This is a genomic window from Ruegeria sp. ABM4_193, from assembly GCF_056158705.1.
In genome coordinates this window covers 24,359-45,395 of record NZ_JBSWTT010000001.1, presented here as the reverse complement: position 1 = coordinate 45,395, position 21,037 = coordinate 24,359, and the positions used below count along the sequence as shown (strand labels likewise).

Annotated in this window: 20 protein-coding genes; 10 read left to right on the top strand and 10 right to left on the bottom strand. The window is 57.7% G+C overall.

Features of this window, described 5'->3' with window-relative positions:
- Positions 1 to 89: 89 nt before the first annotated feature.
- The 3 genes from glcF to ACXADZ_RS00180 form a co-directional block, all read right to left on the bottom strand.
- The gene (gene glcF / locus ACXADZ_RS00190) at positions 90 to 1,403 is read right to left on the bottom strand and encodes a glycolate oxidase subunit GlcF (RefSeq protein WP_475191669.1); all 1,314 of its coding nucleotides are present in this window, start codon (positions 1,401 to 1,403) and stop codon (positions 90 to 92) included.
- Positions 1,404 to 1,407: 4 nt separating this feature from the next.
- The gene (locus ACXADZ_RS00185) at positions 1,408 to 2,526 is read right to left on the bottom strand and encodes an FAD-binding protein (protein ID WP_475191667.1); all 1,119 of its coding nucleotides are present in this window, start codon (positions 2,524 to 2,526) and stop codon (positions 1,408 to 1,410) included.
- 61 nt (positions 2,527 to 2,587) lie between these two features.
- Positions 2,588 to 4,027, bottom strand: a complete 1,440-nt coding sequence (locus ACXADZ_RS00180; RefSeq protein ID WP_475191666.1) for an FAD-linked oxidase C-terminal domain-containing protein — start codon at positions 4,025 to 4,027, stop codon at positions 2,588 to 2,590.
- An 82-nt stretch (positions 4,028 to 4,109) separates the two neighbouring features.
- Here ACXADZ_RS00180 and ACXADZ_RS00175 point away from each other — a divergent pair, with 82 nt between their 5' ends.
- Complete coding sequence (locus ACXADZ_RS00175) at positions 4,110 to 4,820, top strand: DUF599 domain-containing protein (protein ID WP_475191663.1); 711 nt, start codon at positions 4,110 to 4,112, stop codon at positions 4,818 to 4,820.
- Between the two features lie 5 nt (positions 4,821 to 4,825).
- Positions 4,826 to 5,203 (top strand): hypothetical protein, encoded by a 378-nt coding sequence (locus tag ACXADZ_RS00170; RefSeq protein ID WP_371808746.1) that lies wholly within the window; start codon positions 4,826 to 4,828, stop codon positions 5,201 to 5,203.
- A gap of 3 nt (positions 5,204 to 5,206) precedes the next feature.
- Here the strand turns inward: ACXADZ_RS00170 and ACXADZ_RS00165 are convergent, their stop codons facing one another.
- From ACXADZ_RS00165 to ACXADZ_RS00150, 4 genes are all read right to left on the bottom strand, one after another.
- On the bottom strand, positions 5,207 to 5,692 hold the full coding sequence (locus ACXADZ_RS00165; protein WP_475191658.1) for a flavodoxin family protein: 486 nt from the start codon (positions 5,690 to 5,692) through the stop codon (positions 5,207 to 5,209).
- A 1-nt stretch (position 5,693) separates the two neighbouring features.
- Entirely contained in the window at positions 5,694 to 6,164 is a 471-nt protein-coding gene (rlmH, locus tag ACXADZ_RS00160) for a 23S rRNA (pseudouridine(1915)-N(3))-methyltransferase RlmH (RefSeq protein WP_475191655.1), read from the bottom strand.
- Positions 6,165 to 6,208: 44 nt separating this feature from the next.
- Entirely contained in the window at positions 6,209 to 6,568 is a 360-nt protein-coding gene (gene rsfS, locus ACXADZ_RS00155) for a ribosome silencing factor (RefSeq protein WP_058276550.1), read from the bottom strand.
- A gap of 164 nt (positions 6,569 to 6,732) precedes the next feature.
- Positions 6,733 to 8,085: a mechanosensitive ion channel family protein gene (locus ACXADZ_RS00150; protein ID WP_475191654.1), complete on the bottom strand. Its 1,353-nt coding sequence runs from the start codon at positions 8,083 to 8,085 to the stop codon at positions 6,733 to 6,735.
- A 242-nt stretch (positions 8,086 to 8,327) separates the two neighbouring features.
- Here ACXADZ_RS00150 and leuC point away from each other — a divergent pair, with 242 nt between their 5' ends.
- The 6 genes from leuC (at position 8,328) to ACXADZ_RS00120 (ending at position 15,162) form a co-directional block, all read left to right on the top strand.
- Entirely contained in the window at positions 8,328 to 9,731 is a 1,404-nt protein-coding gene (leuC, locus tag ACXADZ_RS00145; protein ID WP_475191651.1) for a 3-isopropylmalate dehydratase large subunit, read from the top strand.
- 37 nt (positions 9,732 to 9,768) lie between these two features.
- On the top strand, positions 9,769 to 10,314 hold the full coding sequence (locus ACXADZ_RS00140) for an HdeD family acid-resistance protein (protein WP_171096599.1): 546 nt from the start codon (positions 9,769 to 9,771) through the stop codon (positions 10,312 to 10,314).
- 42 nt (positions 10,315 to 10,356) lie between these two features.
- The gene (leuD, locus tag ACXADZ_RS00135) at positions 10,357 to 10,962 is read left to right on the top strand and encodes a 3-isopropylmalate dehydratase small subunit (protein WP_171096601.1); all 606 of its coding nucleotides are present in this window, start codon (positions 10,357 to 10,359) and stop codon (positions 10,960 to 10,962) included.
- A 333-nt stretch (positions 10,963 to 11,295) separates the two neighbouring features.
- Positions 11,296 to 12,126 carry a hypothetical protein gene (locus tag ACXADZ_RS00130; RefSeq protein ID WP_171096603.1) on the top strand — a complete coding sequence of 277 codons (831 nt, stop codon included), beginning with the start codon at positions 11,296 to 11,298 and terminating at the stop codon, positions 12,124 to 12,126.
- On the top strand, positions 12,123 to 13,151 hold the full coding sequence (locus tag ACXADZ_RS00125) for an endonuclease/exonuclease/phosphatase family protein (protein ID WP_475191645.1): 1,029 nt from the start codon (positions 12,123 to 12,125) through the stop codon (positions 13,149 to 13,151). The genes ACXADZ_RS00130 and ACXADZ_RS00125 overlap by 4 nt, the downstream gene beginning before the upstream one ends.
- 166 nt (positions 13,152 to 13,317) lie before the next feature.
- A complete protein-coding gene (locus ACXADZ_RS00120) occupies positions 13,318 to 15,162 on the top strand; it encodes a dihydroxy-acid dehydratase domain-containing protein (RefSeq protein WP_475191643.1) in 1,845 nt (614 codons plus the stop codon).
- Positions 15,163 to 15,174: 12 nt separating this feature from the next.
- On the opposite strand, the gene ACXADZ_RS00115 is transcribed toward ACXADZ_RS00120, so the two are convergent.
- A complete protein-coding gene (locus ACXADZ_RS00115) occupies positions 15,175 to 16,098 on the bottom strand; it encodes a Rossmann-fold NAD(P)-binding domain-containing protein (RefSeq protein WP_475191639.1) in 924 nt (307 codons plus the stop codon).
- 84 nt (positions 16,099 to 16,182) lie between these two features.
- Between ACXADZ_RS00115 and ACXADZ_RS00110 the strand changes: the two genes are divergently transcribed.
- Entirely contained in the window at positions 16,183 to 17,076 is an 894-nt protein-coding gene (locus ACXADZ_RS00110) for a LysR family transcriptional regulator (protein ID WP_475191636.1), read from the top strand.
- Positions 17,077 to 17,079: 3 nt separating this feature from the next.
- Here the strand turns inward: ACXADZ_RS00110 and ACXADZ_RS00105 are convergent, their stop codons facing one another.
- A complete protein-coding gene (locus ACXADZ_RS00105) occupies positions 17,080 to 17,607 on the bottom strand; it encodes a redoxin domain-containing protein (protein ID WP_475191635.1) in 528 nt (175 codons plus the stop codon).
- A gap of 91 nt (positions 17,608 to 17,698) precedes the next feature.
- Here ACXADZ_RS00105 and leuB point away from each other — a divergent pair, with 91 nt between their 5' ends.
- Positions 17,699 to 18,802 carry a 3-isopropylmalate dehydrogenase gene (leuB, locus tag ACXADZ_RS00100; protein WP_171671547.1) on the top strand — a complete coding sequence of 368 codons (1,104 nt, stop codon included), beginning with the start codon at positions 17,699 to 17,701 and terminating at the stop codon, positions 18,800 to 18,802.
- A gap of 53 nt (positions 18,803 to 18,855) precedes the next feature.
- On the opposite strand, the gene ACXADZ_RS00095 is transcribed toward leuB, so the two are convergent.
- Positions 18,856 to 21,030: a transglycosylase domain-containing protein gene (locus tag ACXADZ_RS00095; RefSeq protein WP_475191632.1), complete on the bottom strand. Its 2,175-nt coding sequence runs from the start codon at positions 21,028 to 21,030 to the stop codon at positions 18,856 to 18,858.
- Positions 21,031 to 21,037: the final 7 nt, after the last annotated feature.

Sequence of the window (21,037 nt, the reverse complement as noted above, 5' to 3'; positions counted from 1 at the left end):
TTGTCCTACGGGTCGCGTTGGGCGAAAATAGGGCAATCAGGAACCGCCAGAAAATCCAGGTCAACTGATGCGGGTCGGCATCATGTGCTTTACTTCAGGATCGGCACTGCGTCTCGTTGCTGTTGCAAGGATCTTGGCTTTGGGCCACCAGTCGCCCAATCCAGCAATTCGACGGTGTGAACGACTGGCAATTGCGTCCCCGACCCGATCTGCATCATGCATCCGATGTTTCCGGCGGCGATCAGGTCCGGCTTTTTTGCTTCCAGCGTTTTGACCTTGCGCTGTTTCAACTGGCCCGAAATTTCGGGCTGCATCAGATTGTACGTGCCAGCGCTGCCACAGCACAAATGACTGTCAGCCGGCTCAACAACTTTAAATCCGGCCCGTTTCAGCAGGTCCTTGGGATAGGTTTTAATCTTTTGTCCATGCTGCAATGAACAGGCCGCGTGATAGGCAACCGTAAGGTCTTGGTCACGCCCTTCAGGAAGGTCCAGCTGCATGACCAACTCACTGATATCCATGGCAATACCCGCGACACGCGCCGCATCCTTGGCCAAAGGGTCATTGCGGAACATGTGCCCATAGTCTTTAACCGTCGTTCCACAGCCAGACGTGTTGATAACGATGGCGTCTAGGCCGTCACCGTCCATTTCGCGCGTCCAGGCCATGATATTGGCTGCGGCAGCCGCGTGGCTTTCACGACTTTTGCCCATATGGTGTGTCAGGGCTCCGCAACATCCGGCGCCTTCGGCCACCACAACCTCGCACCCCAAACGCGTCAGCAACCGGATCGTAGCATCGTTAATGTCGGTATTTAGAGCCTTTTGCGCGCAGCCGGTCATCAGCGCGACGCGCTTTCTCCGGTCTCCTTTGGGCGCAAAACTTTGTGGGTCGTCGTTGCGACTGACCGGCGGGATGTGCTTTGGGGCCATATCCAGCATGGCCCGCAACCGGGCATCGGGCATCAGAAACCGAAACGGGCGGCCCAACTTTGCTCCGATCAAGGCCCAACGGAATCGCATCGGATAAGGTAGGATTTGGGCCAGAACCGAACGCAGGATACGATCCGTTAAAGGACGTTTGTAATTCGCCTCGATGTATTCGCGCGCATGATCGACCAGGTGCATGTAATGCACACCTGATGGGCAGGTAGTCATGCAAGCCAGACAGGACAGGCAGCGATCAATATGCTTGACCGTCTTTTCATCCGGGACACGTTCGTTTTCCAGCATGTCCTTGATCAGGTAAATACGGCCGCGCGGGCTGTCCAATTCATCCCCCAACACCTGATAGGTGGGACAGGTCGCAGTGCAAAACCCACAATGCACACAGCTGCGCAGAATCTCATTCGAGCGCTGGATCGCCGGATCTTCCAGCTGTTTTTCCGTAAAAGTTGTCTGCATCGCCCTACCCCATGAGTCCCGGATTGAACACAGATCGCGGATCGAATCTTGCCCGTATCCCTTGTGTTAGAGCCGAAACAGCAGCATTTTCCGGCTGAAAACGCCCCAGATTTTGCATGTCTTCCGGGGCCGCGCGCACCAAGGTCGAATGTCCCTCAACATCACTCAGTTCAGATCGCAGATCAGTGCCTTTCGGTGCCAATGTCCAGATCAGACCCCCACCCCAATCCACGACCCTGTTCGGGTTGGCGTCACCGACCACATGGGTCATGTCAGTCGGTTTGACCGAGGTTTTCCAGACATTGCCCGGTTTGTCGGCAAAAGGCTCAATATCACGCACTTCGCGCCAAATAGCGGTGTTTTCGGCCGCATCAGTGACAACCTGATCCGGCTTCATTTCCGCAAAAAGCTCCTGCAACTTGGCAATGCGATACTCGACCGATTGGTCAAACCCTTCAATCCGCAGCAACGTCCGGGACGGCTTACCGCCGCCCTCGGGCAACCGAGCCGCACCGTTGACTTCGTATGGCGATCCCAACGCGTCACAAAACAGTTTGGACGTCTCGACCCATCCGCAGTCCTCCCAAACAAGCGTCGCAACGGCCTCTGGCTTGGGCAGCACTTTCAGCGAAACCTCGGTCAACACACCCAAGGTGCCCCATGACCCGGCCATCAACTTGACCAGATCATAACCGGTAACGTTCTTCATCACCCGCCCGCCATTCTTGACCACATGACCGCGCCCATCGACAAAGCGAACGCCCAATAGAAAATCCCGGCAAGCCCCGGCCTGTATCCGTCTCGGCCCAGATACGTTCGCCGCCACAACACCACCGATGGTCGGTTCGCCCGAAGTTCCAAGCAATCCCCGATGGTCCATCGGCTCAAACGCCAGTTGTTGCCCCTCTGCGTCCAGCGCGGCCTCAATCTCGGCCAACGGCGTACCTGCCTTGGCCACAAGTGTAAGGGCACCGGGTTCATAAAGGGTGATACCGCTCAGCCCGGAAACGTTCAATTCAAGGTCCGGCCCGGTCACACCGCGTGTACCGCCCCCAGCTATCCGAACCGGCCCGTTCAACCCGGCCACCAGGTCTGCCAATTCGTCTTCCGTCTCAGGTCTCATGTGCTTCATCTTTTCATAAATACTCCGGAGAAATCGCGCCTGCGCGATTGGGGCAGAGCCCCTATTCCGCCGCAAGGCGCCGCGCCTCGGATGCGTCCAAGGGGAACACCTTCGCGGGATTCAACAACCACTGCGGATCGAACACATCTTTAATCGCCATCTGCGCCTCAAGATCAGCTGGCGCATATTGATGCGCCATCAGATCCCGCTTTTCGATGCCGACACCGTGTTCTCCGGTCAGGCACCCGCCTACATCGACACACAGCTTCAGGATATCTGCCCCAAACGCTTCGCATTTCTCCAGATCGCCCGGTTTGTTGGCGTCAAACAGGATCAAGGGGTGCATATTACCGTCACCCGCGTGGAAGACATTGCCCACGGGCAGGCCGTATTCCTCGCTCAACTCTCCGATCCGGCGCAGAACCTCGGGCAAGGAGGATACCGGGATGGTGCCGTCCAGACACATGTAATCGTTCATTTGACCCATCGCGCCAAAAGCCGATTTGCGACCCAGCCAAATCTTCGCGCTTTCCTCTGCCGACTGGCTTTCTCGCAGTTCAACGGGATTGTGGCGCTTGGCGATCTCTATGATCTTCGCCAACTGATAGTCGATCTCGGCCTCCGAGCCCTCGACCTCGACAATCAGCAAGGCGGTGCAATCGGGATACCCTGCATGAGCAAAATTTTCACAGGCTCTGATACAAAGCGTGTCCATGAATTCAATCGCCACCGGCAAAATGCCAGATTTGATAATGTCAGAGACACATTGACCCGCGACCTCATTGTCGTCGAACCCCATCAGAACCGGCCGCGCCCCTTCGGGTTTACGCAGAATGCGCAGCGTGGCCTCGGTCACCACGCCCAGCTGCCCCTCTGAGCCACAAATAACACCCAGCAGGTCTAGGCCAGAGGCATCCAGATGCGCGCCGCCGATTTCCACGACACTGCCGTCCATCATCACCATGGTCACGCCCAGCAGGTTATTCGTAGTCACACCGTATTTCAGGCAATGCGCGCCACCCGAATTCATCGCGATATTGCCCGCAATGGCACAGGCCAGTTGCGAGGACGGATCGGGCGCATAAAAGAAATCCTCTTCCTCGACCGCACCGGTCACGCTCAGATTGGTACGACCGGTCTGAACGCGGATGAACCGGTTGTCATAGTCGGTTTCCAGAACATCATTCATTCGCGCGACACCCAGAATGACACAATCAGCCGTTGGCAAGGCCCCACCCGCCAGCGACGTGCCAGAGCCGCGTGGCACCACAGGAACCCCTTCTTCATGGCAAATTCGCAGGACTTCGGACACGTCCTGCGTGGATGACGGAAGAACTGCCAGCATCGGTGGACAGCGATAGGCGGTCAGCGCGTCACATTCATAGGCCCGCGTCTCAGCCGGATCGTGAATCACAGCATCTTCGGGCAAAACCTGCAGCAAGCGCGCCAGAACGGCTTGCTTGCGGGCAAGAACATCGGGATTTGGCTGGGGCATTTCCATCGCTGATCCTCCAATTTGGTAAAATAATATTACCAATTTGATGATCTGGCAAGTTTTTCCGTTCAGTTTTAGTGTCACGCTTATGACCTGGATCGAACGTGCCGCTTTGTTTGCCCCTTTGGATTACGCCGCCCTCGGCTTGCTGCTGGGCGCATGGCTGTGGATCGGGTGGAAGATCGAACATCCGTCACCAAAGAGGCGATCTGTCTCGCAAATGATGGACAATTACCGCCGCGACTGGATGCGCGAGATGGTGACGCGTCAGCCGCGCATGTTTGATGCACAGGTTGTAGCCGCCATGCGTCAAGGCAGCACGTTTTTTGCATCCACTACTATGATTGCCATCGGCGGCGGGCTGGCCCTGCTGGGCAATACCGAAAGACTTGCCGGGGTGGCCAGTGACCTCGCGATAGGCAGCGCGCCCGCTTTGGTGTGGGAAATCAAGATACTTGTTGTCGTACTCCTGCTGGCCAACGCATTCCTGAAATATGTCTGGGCGCATCGCTTGTTTGGCTATTGTGCTGTGTTGATGGCCTCGGTCCCGAACGATCCCGAAGACCCGCAGGCGTATCCACGCGCCGCCCAATCGGCCGAAATTTGCGTCACAGCCGCCCGCAGCTTTAACCGTGGCCTGCGCGCCACCTATTTTGCGCTGGCCTCATTAGCATGGTTCCTCGGGCCAATCGCTTTGATGCTGAGCACCATAATCACGTTCGGTGTTTTGTATCGACGCGAGTTTGCTTCGCAGTCCCGAACAATCCTGATATCCCAATCCCCTTACACAGAGACGTGATCCCGATGCGCCGCGATAACCCGTACGTTCGCGCCATGCGATATGTGATTCTCAGCGCCTTCCTGGCCAGCCCTGCCTTTGCCGACCCCCCAACGATCGAAAAAGTCGCGGCCACCCGCAGCGGCGATACATGGCGCTTCGACGTGACGATCCGTCATCCCGATACCGGATGGGATGACTACGCCGATGGCTGGCGTGTTTTGGACATGAATGGAAATGAACTAGGGATGCGTGTCCTGCATCATCCGCATGTGGATGAGCAGCCGTTCACCCGCTCGCTGAGCGGTGTGGCGATACCCGAAGGCACGGCGCAGGTCCAGGTTCAGGCCCGCGACAATGTTGGCGGCTGGGCCGAAGACACAACGGTGATTGACCTGAACTGAAGTTCAGAACACCCCAAGGGCCAAGCCCGCCGCCATCGCGGCCCCGATCTCGCGGCATTTCTCAAGCTGTTCTTCAGGGATGGTCTTTTTAGCCAGAATAGCTTCGGGCGTTTGTGCATGCGTGCAAAGGATCAAAGGCGGCTGCACTTCTTTCAATCGCCAGCCGGTCGCAATGCGCGCGGTTTGGCGCGCGGCATTTTCGCCGTCGGACCCAGCACAGACCATTTGCGCATAAGGTCGACCTTCGATCTTACCCAAGACAGGATAATACGAACGGTCGAAAAACTCCTTCATCAGACCCGAAGTTGCGGCCAGATTTTCAGGCGCACAGAAGATATAGCCATCAGCGGCCAGCAAATCCTCAGGTCCTGCCTGATCCGCGAATTTCAAAACAACATCTGCTTCGTCTCGCCCGGCCTCGGCCGCCGCTTCGGCCATTTGCCGGGCGCCTCCAGTTCGCGAGTGGTAAACGATCAGAAGCTGCGCCATGTCAAACCCGGTGATAAGGGCCGCCCGACAGAATGGTTGCGGCCCGATACAGTTGCTCGGCCAGCATCACACGGACCAGCATATGGGGCCAGACCATAGACCCAAATGAGATGGAAAAATCGGCCTCGGCCCGCAGATTAGAGTCAATTCCGTCCGCTCCACCAATGATCAGCGCCAGATCCTGCCGTCCGGAATCACGCCAGCCGCCCAGTTTCTTGGCAAATTCGGGTGAGGACATAACCCGTCCGCGTTCGTCCAAGGTACAGATCACTGCGCCTTTGGGCAGCGCTTTGCGCAGCAGCGCGGCCTCGGCCCCCATGCCTGCATTTTTTTTGTCTTCGACCTCGATCACACGAGCGGGGCCAAGGCCCAGCGCACGGCCAGTCCGGTCAAATCGGGTCAGATAATCGTCAAGCAGGGACTTCTCGGGCCCGGCGCGCATTCGCCCGACCGCAACTATGCTGATACGCATATCTCTCTCGCCTCCGGCCCCTCAATACGGGCCGGGATGGCGCCTCAGTTCGCCGAGGCGCTGCCGCCCTGAGGCAGCCACATCTTTTCCAGCTGATAGAATTCACGCACTTCGGGGCGGAAGATATGGACGATCACGTCGCCCGTATCGATCAACACCCAGTCGCCGGCATCCTTGCCTTCAACCTTCGAGGTGAAACCGAATTCCTGCTTGATGCGATCCGTCAGTTTTTCTGCCATGGCCGAGACCTGCCGGGTCGACCGGCCCGATGCGATCACCATGTGATCTGCGACGGAAGACTTGCCTTGCAGGTTGATCTGCACGACGTCTTCGGCCTTGTCGTCGGATAGTGAGGAAAGGATACGCTCAAGCAGCTTGTCGCTGATTGACTGAGAGTGGGCCATTACACTGACCCCTTCATCGGCGGGCAAACCCGCCTGTGTATGTAGAGACAGGACATAGTCCTCCTTTGCTGCGCGCCATGAAACCCCGGCGCCGGGGTACTAATAAGGTAACAAGGGGATTGCAACATTTCAATGAAAGGCCAGACAGGTGCCCGCACGTTCGCTCACTCTTTGGCGATCTGTTGCTGCTCTGCGCCGTTCGGCAGCAACCGAACTTCGCGCTGCGGGAAGGGGATCGAGATGCCTTCATCCTTAAATGCGTCCCATAGCGCAAGATAGACATTGCCGCGGATATTGGTCAGGCCCTTGGTCGGGTCGCTGATCCAGAACCTTAGAACGTAGTCCACGCTGCTATCGCCGAACCCGGTGATGTGACAGACCGGCTCGTGCGAGCCTCCGCTGAGGACCCGGGTCACCGCTTTGACCGCTTTGATCGCTGTCGCACGCACATGATGGGGGTCGTCGTCATAGCTGGTGCCAAAATCCAGATCCAGCCGCACGAATTTGTCGGAATGAGACCAGTTCACCACTTGATTGGTAATCAGGTCCTCGTTCGGGATCAGGTATTCGCGCCCGTCCCGCGTGACGACCGAGACATAGCGCGCGCCCAGCGCATTGATCCAACCGAAGGTATCGCCCAGCGAAATCACGTCGCCGGGCTTGATCGAGCGGTCCATCAGAATGATGATTCCCGAGATCAGGTTTGACACGACTTTCTGCAAGCCGAACCCGATGCCAACACCGATTGCGCCCGACAGCAATGCAATCCCGGTCAGATCAAATCCGAGCGTTCGGATAGCTGCCAAAAACACCGCCCCATAGAGCAAAACCTGAATGCCCTTTGCCAAAAGCACCTGCATTGAGGGGGTGATGTCATCGTTGCTCTGCAATCCACGTTCAGCCGCGCGCGTGCCAACGCGGGCCAGTGTCAACAGGATACCTATCAGCAGGATCGCCTTGAGAATGCCCAGCGCCGAAATGTGCAGATCCCCGATGGAAATCGCTACACCGTCCAGAAAGCCTGAAACGTCGTCGGTCAGGTTCAATGCAATTAACGTTGCATAGACCCACATGGCCCATTTGAAGATCCGCCGCAGCGTGCGGTTGCGGACAAGCCTTGCAACAAGCGCAATCGCCAGCCAAGCCGTTGCCAGCGTCGCCAGCACACCGATGAAATAGCTGCGCGACGGCCAGGTAACGTGCTGCATGATCAGATACAGCGACCAAGAGAAAAGAACGAAATACACCAGTGTCAGTCGCTGCATGAGCTGCACCAGCACTCGCAAGCGCCACTTTGGCCATCCGCTGCGCGCGCGTGCCCAAGCTTCCCATCTGGATTGCGTCAGGACCTTCAACAGGAACGCCAGCAACCACAGAAACAGGATGATGATCAGCTGATACTGCCGCCACCCGGGTGTAACGACAAGCTCGATTAGTCTTTCAAACTGAATTGAAAAGGCCCCGACCATGTTGTTGTAGAGGTCCGACAGCGAGCTGGGGATCAGGTCCTGGTTCATATTCACAGCTTGGACAGCAACGCCGGGCGATGCAAGTCTGACACCGGATTGAACCTTGATTGACAGCCAAGCCCGATATATCTGGATCGCATGAGACTCAACTTGGCCCCAGCTCCGAAACTGCAAGACCGCACGCGCCTGCGTGAACGGTTCTTTGGGGCCGCCCGCACGGTTCTGGCGCGCCTAACCGCAGCCTGAGCCAATTCGCCAGCCAATTCTCATTAAAATACGGGAGTGGACCGATGTCCCCCAAAACACTCTACGACAAGATCTGGGATGCTCATGTCGCGCACGAAGCCGATGATGGCACCTGCCTGCTTTATATCGACCGCCATCTGGTGCACGAAGTGACCAGCCCGCAAGCCTTTGAAGGGCTGCGCATGGCAGGCCGCAAGGTACGCGCACCGGAAAAGACCATTGCCGTGCCGGACCACAACGTTCCGACCACACCGGACCGCGTGAACGGGATCGAAAACCCGGAATTGCGCATTCAGGTCGAAGCTCTGGACAAGAACGCCAAGGATTTCGGCATTCACTATTATCCGGTGAATGACGTCCGTCAGGGTATCGTGCACATTGTCGGCCCCGAGCAAGGCTGGACCCTGCCTGGCATGACCGTTGTGTGCGGCGACAGCCATACCGCGACTCACGGCGCGTTTGGCGCACTGGCCCACGGTATCGGCACGTCCGAGGTTGAACATGTTCTGGCCACGCAGACCCTGATCCAGAAAAAATCCAAGAACATGAAGGTGGAAATCACCGGCAAACTGCAGCCGGGTGTGACCGCCAAGGACATCACTCTGGCCGTGATCGGTGAGACCGGAACCGCAGGTGGTACTGGCTATGTCATCGAATATTGCGGTGAAGCGATCCGTGATCTGTCGATGGAAGGCCGTATGACGGTCTGCAACATGGCCATCGAAGGCGGAGCCCGCGCTGGCCTGATCGCGCCGGATAAGACCACGTTCGAATACGTCAAAGGCCGTCCGCACGCCCCCAAAGGCGCTCAGTGGGAAGCTGCGATGGACTGGTGGAAAACGCTCTATACCGATGAGGGCGCGCATTTCGACAAGGTCATCACATTGCGCGGCGAAGACATAGCGCCGGTCGTGACTTGGGGCACCAGCCCTGAGGATGTTCTGCCGATCACCGCCTCTGTGCCTCACCCCGAAGACTTCGAAGGCGGCAAGGTCGATGCGGCCCGCCGTTCGATCGAATACATGGGGCTCGAAGCTGGTCAGAAGCTCAGCGATGTGGAAATCGACACCGTGTTCATCGGGTCCTGCACCAATGGCCGCATCGAAGACCTGCGCGCCGCGGCCGAGATTCTGAAAGGTAAAAAGATCAAGGACGGGATGCGCGCCATGGTCGTGCCCGGTTCGGGTCTGGTTCGCGCACAGGCCGAAGAAGAAGGTCTGGCCGAAATCTTCAAAGAGGCCGGGTTCGAATGGCGTCTGGCAGGATGCTCGATGTGTCTGGCGATGAACCCCGACCAGTTGCAACCGGGCGAGCGCTGTGCCGCGACTTCGAACCGCAACTTCGAAGGCCGTCAGGGTCGGGGTGGGCGTACTCACCTACTGAGCCCAGCCATGGCAGCCGCCGCAGCAATCACAGGACGTCTTACAGACGTCAGAGAACTGATGTAAGCTGCCCTCATATCTAGATATTTGAGGGATTGAAAACATGAGTGACTGGATCAAATGGCTCCTGCTGGGGCTTCTGTCCATAGCGTTCGGTATCTTTGTGCTGGGCGCGCCAATTGTAGCGTCTGTGGCCGTTACGGTCGTGACCGGAGCGTTGCTTCTGATCTCGGGCGCCTTGCAGGTTGTCGGCGGTTTCACCGTTGAAGGCACCGGCAACAAGATCCTGTCGCTCATCATGGGTGCGGTCATGCTGTTTCTGGGCTGGTCCTTTCTGGATCACCCGCTACAGGGCACGCTGACGCTGGCGACTGTGATGCTGATTCTGTTCATGGCAGGCGGCATCGCGCGGGTCATTCTGTCGTTCCAGATGAAAGGAACACAGTTTTTCTGGCCCACGATGATCTCGGGCATCTTGTCGATCATCCTGGCCGGTATCATCTGGACCTATGTAGGAAGCGAACCTCAGGTGCTGCTGAGCATCTTGGGCATCTTCCTGGGCATCGAGATGCTGTTCAACGGGTTCGGATTGGTCTTCATGGCGTTCTTCGTCAAGAACGCACCCAAAGACGAAACAAAAGAAGCTTAAACGCGGGACACGGGCGCGGCCCTCTCTCGCAGGAGTGTGAACATGGAAAAGTTTGAAAAAGTCCACGGGGTGGCCGCCCCAATGCCGTTGATCAATATCGACACGGATATGATCATCCCCAAAGTGCACTTGAAAACCATCAAACGGTCCGGCCTGGGCGTCGTTCTGTTTGACGAGATGCGTTATCACGATCATGGCGGCGAGAACGAAGAGTTCGTTCTGAACAAACCCGCCTATCGCCAGACCGAGATTCTGGTCGCAGGCGACAATTTCGGCTGCGGCTCTTCCCGCGAACACGCACCTTGGGCGATCAAGGATTTCGGCATCAAGGTTGTAATCTCGACCAGTTTTGCCGACATCTTCTTTAACAACTGCTTCAAGAACGGCATCCTGCCCATCGTGGTCGAGGAAGAGCACCACGCGATTCTGATGGAAGACGCGCACAAGGGTGAAAACGCCCGCATGACCGTTCATCTGGAAGATCAGCAGATCACCACTTCGGACGGAGTGGTCATCGAATTCGACATCGACCCGCACCGCAAGCACTGCTTGCTGAACGGTCTGGACGATATCGGCCTGACAATGGAAAAAGACCACCACATCGACAAATTCGAAGATCACGCCAGTCAAGCCCGCCCCTGGGTCTGATTCTGGGGACGAATTTGTGGATACTCAACCTAACGGGGTCTCTCAGGCGGCCCCGTTCTCATTCTTGGGGTTGATTTTCGAGCAACCACAACATCTTGGTCTCATTTTGAGATACACGTCGGATTTGCGTCCAAATTGATGCAATCCCGCACCAGTTGCGCCATCTTTTTGCCCGAAATCACGTGTTTTCTGCACCCTGTCTTGAGCGAAATGCCGCTTATCGTCCATCTTGGCGCTAACGAGGCATCCGTCGCAAAGACGAGAGGAGACGGGCACAAGTTGGGTTCAAGTCGGCAAAGATCGGCTGGTCTGGTTTGAAAAAGGGTTCGGAATGTGATTGCACGCACAACAGGGGCGGCGATACGCGGAGTACTTGTGGCACTGATGGTGCTGACTCCCGCGTTGTACCTGCCTGTATCATCGACGAATGGGACCGAGATTCTGGTCTTCCTCGCGATCCTCGCGTTCATACTGACGTTCGCCGAGTATAACTCGGCGTTTCCCAGCTTTATCGAATTCCGCGATGCGCCGCCGGTAAACCGACTTCGGTTTGTTGGCCTGATGTCGATGGTCACGTTCCTGACGCTGATCTGCAAAAACATTTTTGATCCAACCGAATTGACAGCATTCGCTTATGGCGTCGGTCTTGCGGTCGCCAATGTGGTGGACTTCCCCTATTCTCCGGTGCGCCTGATCGTGCTGATGCTGCCAGCGGATGCCAGCCAGTCGCTGATCGAACTGGTCCGGGTTACAGCCGGCGTAGCCTATGTCGCGGCTCTGGTGACCATCGCCAGCTTTGCATATGCGGTCAAAGTTCGTGGTTGGCCGACCGGAAATGGGGCCTTCAACGTGTGGACGAACCTTCCGCTGTTTGACCCCACCAAAGGCGGAGATGTCGTTACCCGACTGCAACGCGATGGCCGCCTGAACATCTGTATCGGCATTCTGCTGCCCTTCCTCATTCCGGCCGTCATCAAACTGATGAGCAGCGTGATCGCCCCTATTTCTCTGAACAATCCCCAGACACTGATCTGGACGATGAGCGCTTGGGCTTTCCTGCCCGCCAGCATGATCATGCGCGGTGTCGCAACCCTGCGTATCGCAGGACTTATCGTTGAAAAGCGTCGTGCTTATTCAACCAGCGAGACTACACAAGCCGCATGATCCGCGCACTTGTCCTGTTTCTGTTGCCGTTCTCGGCGCAGGCAGAGGTCGTGCGCATCGCCACCTACAATACCGAGCTTAGCCGAAAAGGCCCCGCGCTTTTGCTGCGGGACATTGGCAGAGATGACCCGCAGGTTCTTGCGGTTGTCAGTGTAATTTCAGCTGCACGACCTGACATTATCGCCCTTCAAGGTATCGACTGGGATCTGGAAGGGGCCGCGATCCAAGCCTTGTCCCAGAAACTGCGCAATGCTGGTGTGGATTATGGCTACTTCTACGCTGCGCAGCCCAACGCTGGCCTGGAAACAGCGCTGGATCTGGACGGAGACGGTCGCACACAAGGCCCCGGTGACGCGCAGGGTTGGGGCCAATTCACCGGACAGGGCGGGCTGGCGATTCTATCCCGTTATGAAATCGTAACCGACGAAGTTTTGGATTTCTCTGAACTGCTTTGGCAAGATCTTCCGGGCGCGGTTTTACCCTTTGTGGATGACCACCCCTTCCCGTCTGAAACAGCGCACAAAACGCAACGCCTGTCTTCCACCGCGCATTGGGTGGTGCCCATTGATACCCCCTTGGGGCGTCTCAACCTGATGACCTTTCACGCGGCCCCACCGGTTTTCGATGGGCCAGAAGATCGCAACGGATTGCGTAATCGGGATGAGATTCGGTTCTGGTCCGTCCTGCTGAACGGCGATTTGGGACCGGTTCCCAATGATCCCTTCGTCATCGCCGGGGATGCCAATCTGGACCCGTCGCGCGGCGAGGGCCACAAACAGGCCATTCACGCCCTTTTGGAAAATCCCGTTGTACAGGACCCATTGCCAACAGATCCAACAGGGTCAACCGCAACGGTCGACTGGAAAGCCACGGGTGAAATGCGCGTTGATTATATTTTGCCGTCCCGCGACCTGCGTGTCTTGGATTCAGGCGTTCTATGGCCCAAGGAAGATGCACCGCTGCGGGAGTACGCGGATCAAGCAAGCAGGCACCGGTTGGTCTGGGTCGACGTCACACTGCCGTAAGGCACGGCCCGAGATATTTTAAGCAAACGACGCCAATTTGAGTTTCATTGACGGAACCACTCGTATGCGTTTCACTGCTTAGGAACTTTCATACCTGCCTGCGCACACTGACTGGCGGAGCCGATAAAAACAGGTTCCGCTTAGAAGTAGATATTGGAGGAACCTCGTGGCTAAGAATCCTGTACTGATCGACGACCATCCTGGACGCAACTCTCAGGCTTATGGCATTGCGCGCGAGCTTGGCACGGACGAGGATTTGATCCATGCGCCCTCTGTTGGGGTTGTGGGCACAAAAGGCGACAGCCAGTGCTATCTTGGTGTGCAGCCCAAAGTCGAAGCAATACACGCCGCTCTGCGGGACCAGATCGGCAAAGACGCAGGCAAGATCGCCATGCGTCTGGTTCAGCCCGAATACTCTATCGCGACATCCGATGGCATCCGTAATGGAACGCGCGAAATGCGCTATTCACTCATCGGGCGCGAAGTGACCAACGACGTGTTTTCCGAACATCTCTCAGCCTCCGGCTTGGGGGGCACAATTGCTGTGGTGGCATGTGACAAGCCACCGGTTGGTACGTTGGCTGCTTTACTCGAACACAACCAACCCGCGATCATGATGTCCGATGGGTCCATTCACCCATCGAAAGACCCGGAAACCGGCGAAATGCTGGACATCATCGCCGCCTATCAAGTCGCCGGGAGCGAGGACGCCGCATACCGCAAACGCATCGCTTGCCTTGCCTGCCCCGGCATCGGATCGTGCGGCGGGATTTTCACCTACAATACGATGCAAACCTTTATTGGCGTTGTGGGCATGCAGCCATTGCATATGGTGGCACCGCCTTCGGACGACCCGCGCCGCATGGAAGAGTTTCCGTCCCAGTTGGTAGGCTACCTTGCCAAGTTGATTGAAAACGGCACGCGACCCCGCGACATCGTCGGGCGCGACTCACTGCGCAACGCGTTGACTGTTGCGATGGCGATCGGCGGCTCGACCAACGTGGTGCTGCACGCGCCCGAAATTGCCCGCGCCGCAGGTTACGCGAATTTCTGGAAAGACATTGTCACGCCAGAAGAATTCAATGAATGGTCGCAGAAAATTGTTCCGGTCCTGACAGACGCACGACCCTACGGCCGCTATTCGATGGTGGACATCGACAGGGTCGGCGGTGTGCAGGTGATCGTAAAGGAACTGATCGACGCTGGCATGGTCAATGGCGACGCGCCGACGTGCACTGGCGAAACTCTGGCGGAACAGGTCGAACGTCTGGGCGCTGCAGCACCGGACGGCACGGTGATCTATCCTGTGTCAGCGCCCTTTAAAGAAACGGGCGGCCTGCGCCTTCTGGGCGGTAATCTGTCTCCGGAATTCAGCGCCATTTTGAAGCTTGCAGGTGTCGAGCGCGGACTTGAGGACAACGTGTTCCGAGGTAAAGCGAGGGTGTTCGAGGGCGAAGCCCGCCTGCTTGAGATGCTCGACACCAACCCAATGGGCTTTGAAGACAATGATATGATCATTGTTCGATACGAAGGGCCGTCAGGCGCGCCAGGCATGCCCGAGATGTTGGACGCAACGGCACGGATCACGACCCTGTGCCGCGAACGGGGGATCACGGTGGCTCTGATGACCGACGCGCGTTTTTCGGGCGGATCGGTCGGGCTGGTCATTGGGCATGTCGGGCCGGAGGCAGCGTTGGGTGGCCCGATTGCTCTGGTCGAAGACGGCGACGAGATCATTGCCGATCTGAATGTGAACGAGCTGAACGCGCCGGTTTTGAACGACCCGAATGTAGTTGCTGAACGCAAGGCGCGTTGGGAAGCCGAGGTGGCTGGAAACGGCGGCGTACATCCAAATTGTGGCACAGCGGATACCCGCCTTTTGCACCGGATGCGGTCATCTGCCGTGCCCGCCGTGCGCGGCGGCGGTATGCACCCGAACCGTGAGCTGTGGGTCAACACGCCTCGTGAACCTCAGCTCTCAGGGTTTTTGCCGACAAACAAGACGAGGTAAACGGGGTGAAGGTCAGTTGTTGGCAGGTTTCAACAGACCGCCGCCGACGGACTGGGTCGCGGGCGGTGGGGCTACAAGCTGCGTTGGAATCGCAGAACACAGGGCAACATCCAAATCAGTCTGCGGCACCGCGCCCAGCAACTCGGTAAGGTGCGTGCCGTCCAACTGATGAGGCACCTGCCAAAGATACCGCATCTCTAGCAGGTGCGGGGCCATACGCCAAAATGGTCGGGCCAAATGCAAGGGCCACCACTGCATTGGCTTCACAGCAATTGACCGTCCTGTGACCCGTGACAGCGCGCGTGCAATCTGTGATCCGGTCATGGTGTAACCTTCGAATGGGACATCGCAAAACCGGGGCAACTCATGACGCTTTTCGGCCAAGAGCACGGCGGCATGGGCCAGATCCGGTAGATAGGCCCATGCATGCGGGATGTCAGGGTTGCCGGGGTAGACCAGCCGTCCTTTGGCAAGATGTTTTATCATGACCTGATCAAACCAGTTGCCCGAGGCACATGTGTCAATGAAATCCCCGGCACGCAGGATAATGGTCCGCGCGGTCGAGCGGCGATAGGCTTCCTCCATCTCTATTCTGACACGACCCAAAGGGTTGCGCGCCTTATGCGGAGTTCCACCATACCAAGGACCCGGTGCTTCAGGTCCAAAGATATAGACGTTTCCCGGCACCAAAACGGTTGCCCCGGTCTCCTCCGCTACCTTAATCACCTGTTGGTGCAGGCCCAGTACAAGACCTGCCCAATCGGGGTAGGGTGGATTCCAGCCATTGACGATAACGTCCACTCCGCGCGCAGCCTGTTCCAACGTATCGCGCGTGCGGTTAAAGCTGAATACAGTCCACCCGGCATCGCGAAATGCCAGCGCGGCATTGCGACCAAATCGGCCGGTGGCCCCCAGAATAAGTACGGATTGCGGCATGGTTCCCTCCTGTTGGGGCAGAGATTACCCATGGGAAAGCAATAGGGAATTGCCCCAAATTGCAGATCATGTATTCATTTTTGAATGGACAAAGCCCTCACACATGCCGACTGGTCCCTGATTCAAAGCTTTCTGGCGGTGGCCGAAACCGGATCCCTTTCTGCCGCAGCCCGACAGCTGGACCGCAGCCAACCCACATTGGGACGACAGATTCAAACCCTGGAAGCCGAGCTGGAGGTTTCTCTTTTCGAACGACACGCAAGAGGGCTGAAGCTGAGCGATGTGGGCCATCAATTACTGCCCATGGCGCAACAGATGCACACGGCCATGAACGCCTTCAGCATGACGGCAGCGGGTCAGTCGCAGCAGTTGGACGGAACGGTGCGCATTACCGCGTCGGTCTTTGCGTCGAACCACATCCTACCGCCGATTTTGGCACATATCCGACAACAGGAACCTGCGATTCAGTTGGAACTGGTTGCCACCGATGCCACCGAAAACCTGCTGTTCCGAGAAGCCGATATTGCCGTGCGCATGTACCGTCCCGAGCAGATGGACATTCTGACCCGGCATTTGGGCGAGATCTCGTTATGTTTTTGCGCCGCCAAAAGCTATTTGGATCGCGCAGGTCGCCCGACCTCACCAGAAGAAGTGTTCCAGCATGATCTGGTGGGGTTTGATACGGATGACCGCATAATTGCTTCGATGCAGGAAAGGGGTTGGAACGTTGGGCGCGATGCCTTTGCCACCCGATGCGACCACCAGACCGTGTATTGGGAATTGATCCGAGCAGGCTGCGGACTGGGATTCAGTCAGATTCAGGTGGCCGAGGCCGATCCGCTGGTCGAAATTCTGGATATTGGGGTCGACATCAAGAAAATGCCAGTGTGGCTGGCCGCGCCGCAAGCCATGCGCCAGACCCCGCGTATTCGCAGGGTCTGGGACCTTTTGGCCGAAGGACTCAAAGCCAGTCTTTGAGGGTCAAAGCGGCCCTGTATAGGTTCCGCGCGCAGGGTAGTTGTTGCCCAGCGTGAACTTCAGACCACCCGCAATATCCGCCATGGAAGGGCGCCCAAACGGTGTGGTTTGCTGCCACGCGTAATAGAGCGTCTGATCGGGTGCGATATAGAAATGACCGGGCTCTGCGAAAAGGTCCGGCTCGGCGCTGCCCTCGCGCTTGGTCGAGATGTTCAGACCCCAATCCTCGCGCGCGGCAGCCAATGGCAGGCTGTGACCCACGCGCAGTCGTTTTGCCCCGGCTTTCTCGGCTGTTTCGGCGGCACGTTCGGCGGTATCGGTGGTGATCATGATGACCTCGACGCCCAGCGCCGCAAAGTCGTCCAGCGACGCCTCGACCTCGGTCATCTGCTTGACGCAAATCGGGCAATGCAGCCCGCGATATTGAATCACCAGCGTCCCGTTTTCGCCCTTGTCTGCCTCAAGATCGAAGCTGCCCTGCGCCACGGTTTCGATTTTCAGCGCAGGAACCGGATTTCCAGGTGTCAGCATGTGTTTTCCTCGTGTTTTGACGGGTTCGTCTCATTGACCCGATGCACCGCAGACGCTAGGGCCTGTGCAACAAAACGCAAGGAGACCCTTCATGTCCAACCCCTCGCTCCTCATCCTGCCCGGAGACGGAATTGGCCCGGAAGTTATGGCCGAAGTGCGCAGAATCATCGATTGGTTCGGCACCAATCGCGGTCTTCAATTTGACGTGAGCGAGGATCTGGTCGGCGGTGCCGCCTATGACGCCCACGGCAAGCCGCTGTCTGATGAGACGATGGCCAAAGCACAAGAGGTGGATGCGGTTCTGCTGGGTGCTGTTGGTGGCCCGAAATACGACGATCTGGATTTCAGCCTCAAGCCCGAGCGCGGGTTGCTGCGCTTGCGCAAAGAGATGGACCTGTATTCCAACCTGCGCCCGGCCCAGTGCTTTGACGCGCTGGCCGATTTCTCGTCGCTGAAGAAGGATATCGTTGCCGGTCTGGATATCATGATCGTGCGCGAACTGACCTCGGGCGTCTATTTCGGCGAGCCGCGCGGCATCTTCGAAGAAGGCAATGAACGCGTCGGCATCAACACCCAGCGTTACACCGAATCCGAGATTGAACGCGCCGCACGCTCGGCCTTTGAACTGGCCATGCGCCGGAACAAAAAGCTGTGCTCGATGGAAAAAGCCAACGTCATGGAATCCGGCATCCTGTGGCGTGAAGTCGTAAATCGTGTCGCTGCCGACTACCCCGAGGTTGAGCTGAGCCATATGTACGCCGACAACGGCGCCATGCAGCTGGTGCGCGCACCCAAGCAGTTCGACGTGATCCTGACCGACAACCTGTTTGGTGACATCCTGTCCGACTGCGCCGCGATGCTGACGGGCTCTCTGGGCATGCTGCCTTCAGCCTCGCTGGGCGCTCCGATGGCCAATGGTCGCCCCAAGGCGATGTACGAACCGGTACACGGCTCGGCCCCGGATATTGCGGGTGAAGGCAAGGCCAACCCGATTGCCTGTATCCTCAGCTTTGCCATGGCGCTGCGGTACAGCTTTGATCAGGGTGAAGAGGCAGACCGCCTTGAAGCCGCGATCGAGAAAGTTCTGGCTGATGGTGTCCGTACCGGCGACCTGCTGGCGGATGAAGGCGTCACACCGGTGTCTACCACCGAAATGGGTGACGCGATCCTGGCAGCTTTGGATGCCAGCGTCTAAACCACGCAAGAAATGAACGACAAAAGGCGGTGCCCGGTGCACCGCCTTTTTTGTTAGTTGCCGCCGAATATGTTTCTCAGCAGGTTATTGATGTCCTCAGCAAAGCCGCCTCCCCTGCGCCGGGGCTGTGGTTGTGCAACCTGAACTGGTGGTTCCGGTGCGATCATCGGCAAAGGTGTGGGCGTCATCCCTTCGGTGACACGCAGCATAGTCTCTTTCCAGATTTCAGCAGGCAGCCCGCCCCCGGTTACGCCAGACAATGGCGTGTTGTCGTCATACCCCATCCAAACGCCGGTCACATAGTCAGCCGTAAAGCCGATGAACCACGCATCCCGCGCGGCTTGGGTCGTGCCTGTTTTGCCCGCAACCTGCCAGCCCGGCAATTTGGCACGCCCACCGGTACCTTCGGACACCACACGCTCCATCATCCAGGTCAGCTGTTTGGCGGCTGTGTCGTTGATGACCCGCTCACCAATACCGGTCGTTGTGACCATGACAGGCGTGTCATCACCCAAGAGCTTCAGTTCGGTCAGGCCATAAGGCTCTACTGCCGACCCACCGTTCAGAATACCGGCATACGCTCCGGTCATCTCGATCAGCGTGCTTTCCGACGCGCCCAGCGCCAAGGCCGGACCCTGCGCCAAATCACTGGCAATACCAAAGCCGCTGGCGACGGTGCGGACGTTATCCAAACCCGAAATCTCGGCCACTTTCACAGCCGGAATGTTCAAAGAGTTCATCAACGCATCTGCCAACGTCACCTGCCCATAGAACTTGTTGGTGTAGTTCTTGGGGCACCATTGACCTGAACCGGGAATGTTCACGCAATAAGGTTCATCCATCACGGTATCCAAAGGCGAATACCCAAGTTCCAGCGCGGTGGCATAGACGAACGGCTTGAAAGACGATCCCGTTTGGCGCAGCGCCTGCGTCGCCCGGTTAAAAGCACCTGAAACCCGCGTCTTGCGTCCACCAACCATGCCGCGCACTGCACCATCTGCCGACATCACGACAATCGCAGCCTGCGCCTCGGACCCTTCGCGCACTTTTTCCTGAAAGATGAACTTCAGCGCTTCTTCAGCGGAGGTTTGGATACGCTGATCCAGAGTGGTACGGATTACCACATCCTCGGTGGTGTTGCGCGTAAAGAACTCGGGCCCGCTTGCCATGACCCAATCCGCGAAATAGCCGCCCGCGCGCGCAGCGGCAGCTTCTGAAAGCTCGGCCGGTCTGGTGCGTGCTTCGCTGGCTTGTGCTGCGGTCAAATAGCCCTGGTCCTCCATCAGACCAATCACAAGCCGTGCCCGGTCCTGAGAACGTTGCAGGTTATTCGTTGGTGCATACCGCGTGGGTGCCACCAGCAGACCGGCCAGCATCGCAGCCTCAGCAGGGGAAACTTCTGCCGCAGACTTTCCAAAGTATCGCTGGCTGGCCGCTTCGAACCCGCGTGCGCCTGCCCCCAAGAAGGCCCGGTTCAGGTAGATCGTCAGAACCTCGTCCTTTGAGTACTTGACCTCCATCGCCATGGCATAAACGGCTTCCTTGGCCTTGCGCCAAAGCGAGCCCTGGCGGCAATCGGCTTCGTAAGCGGCTTCAGATTCCCATTCAGACGGATCATAGGGCTCTCCCAGACACAGCAGTTTGGCTGTCTGTTGGGTGATGGTTGACCCGCCATGGCCTGACAAAGGCCCGCGTCCTTCGCTCAGGTTGATGCGCACGGCACTAGCAACGCCGCGCGGGCTGACACCGAAATGGCGATAAAATCGCTTGTCCTCGGTCGCGATCACCGCGTTCTTCAGATGGGGCGACACCGTATCCGCCGTTATAACCCCGCCAAACTGATCCCCGCGCCATGCAAAAACCTTGCCATCACGATCCAGCAAGGTCACCGACCCGCGCGCGCGCCCGTCCAACAAGGCATCCACGTCGGGCAGAGTTGTATACACGATGCCGACCGCCAATGCGATCAGGGCGGCGACAATAGCCCCCACGCGCCAGGTCAGACCCCAGATCAGCCTCCAGATCCAGCGGAACAGACGACGGAAGATTCCACCGCCGTTTCCACCCGATCTTTTGCGTTTGGTCTTTCGCGTGGTTTTTCGGGTGGTGGTCTTGCGCGCAGTCGATTTCTTACCCGCCGGGCGCTTGGGCGCCGACGGTTTACGACCCTTTGACGGGTATCTTTTGTCCGCAACCAATCGCGGCTTCTGGCGCTTGGACTCAGTCATGCTCAAA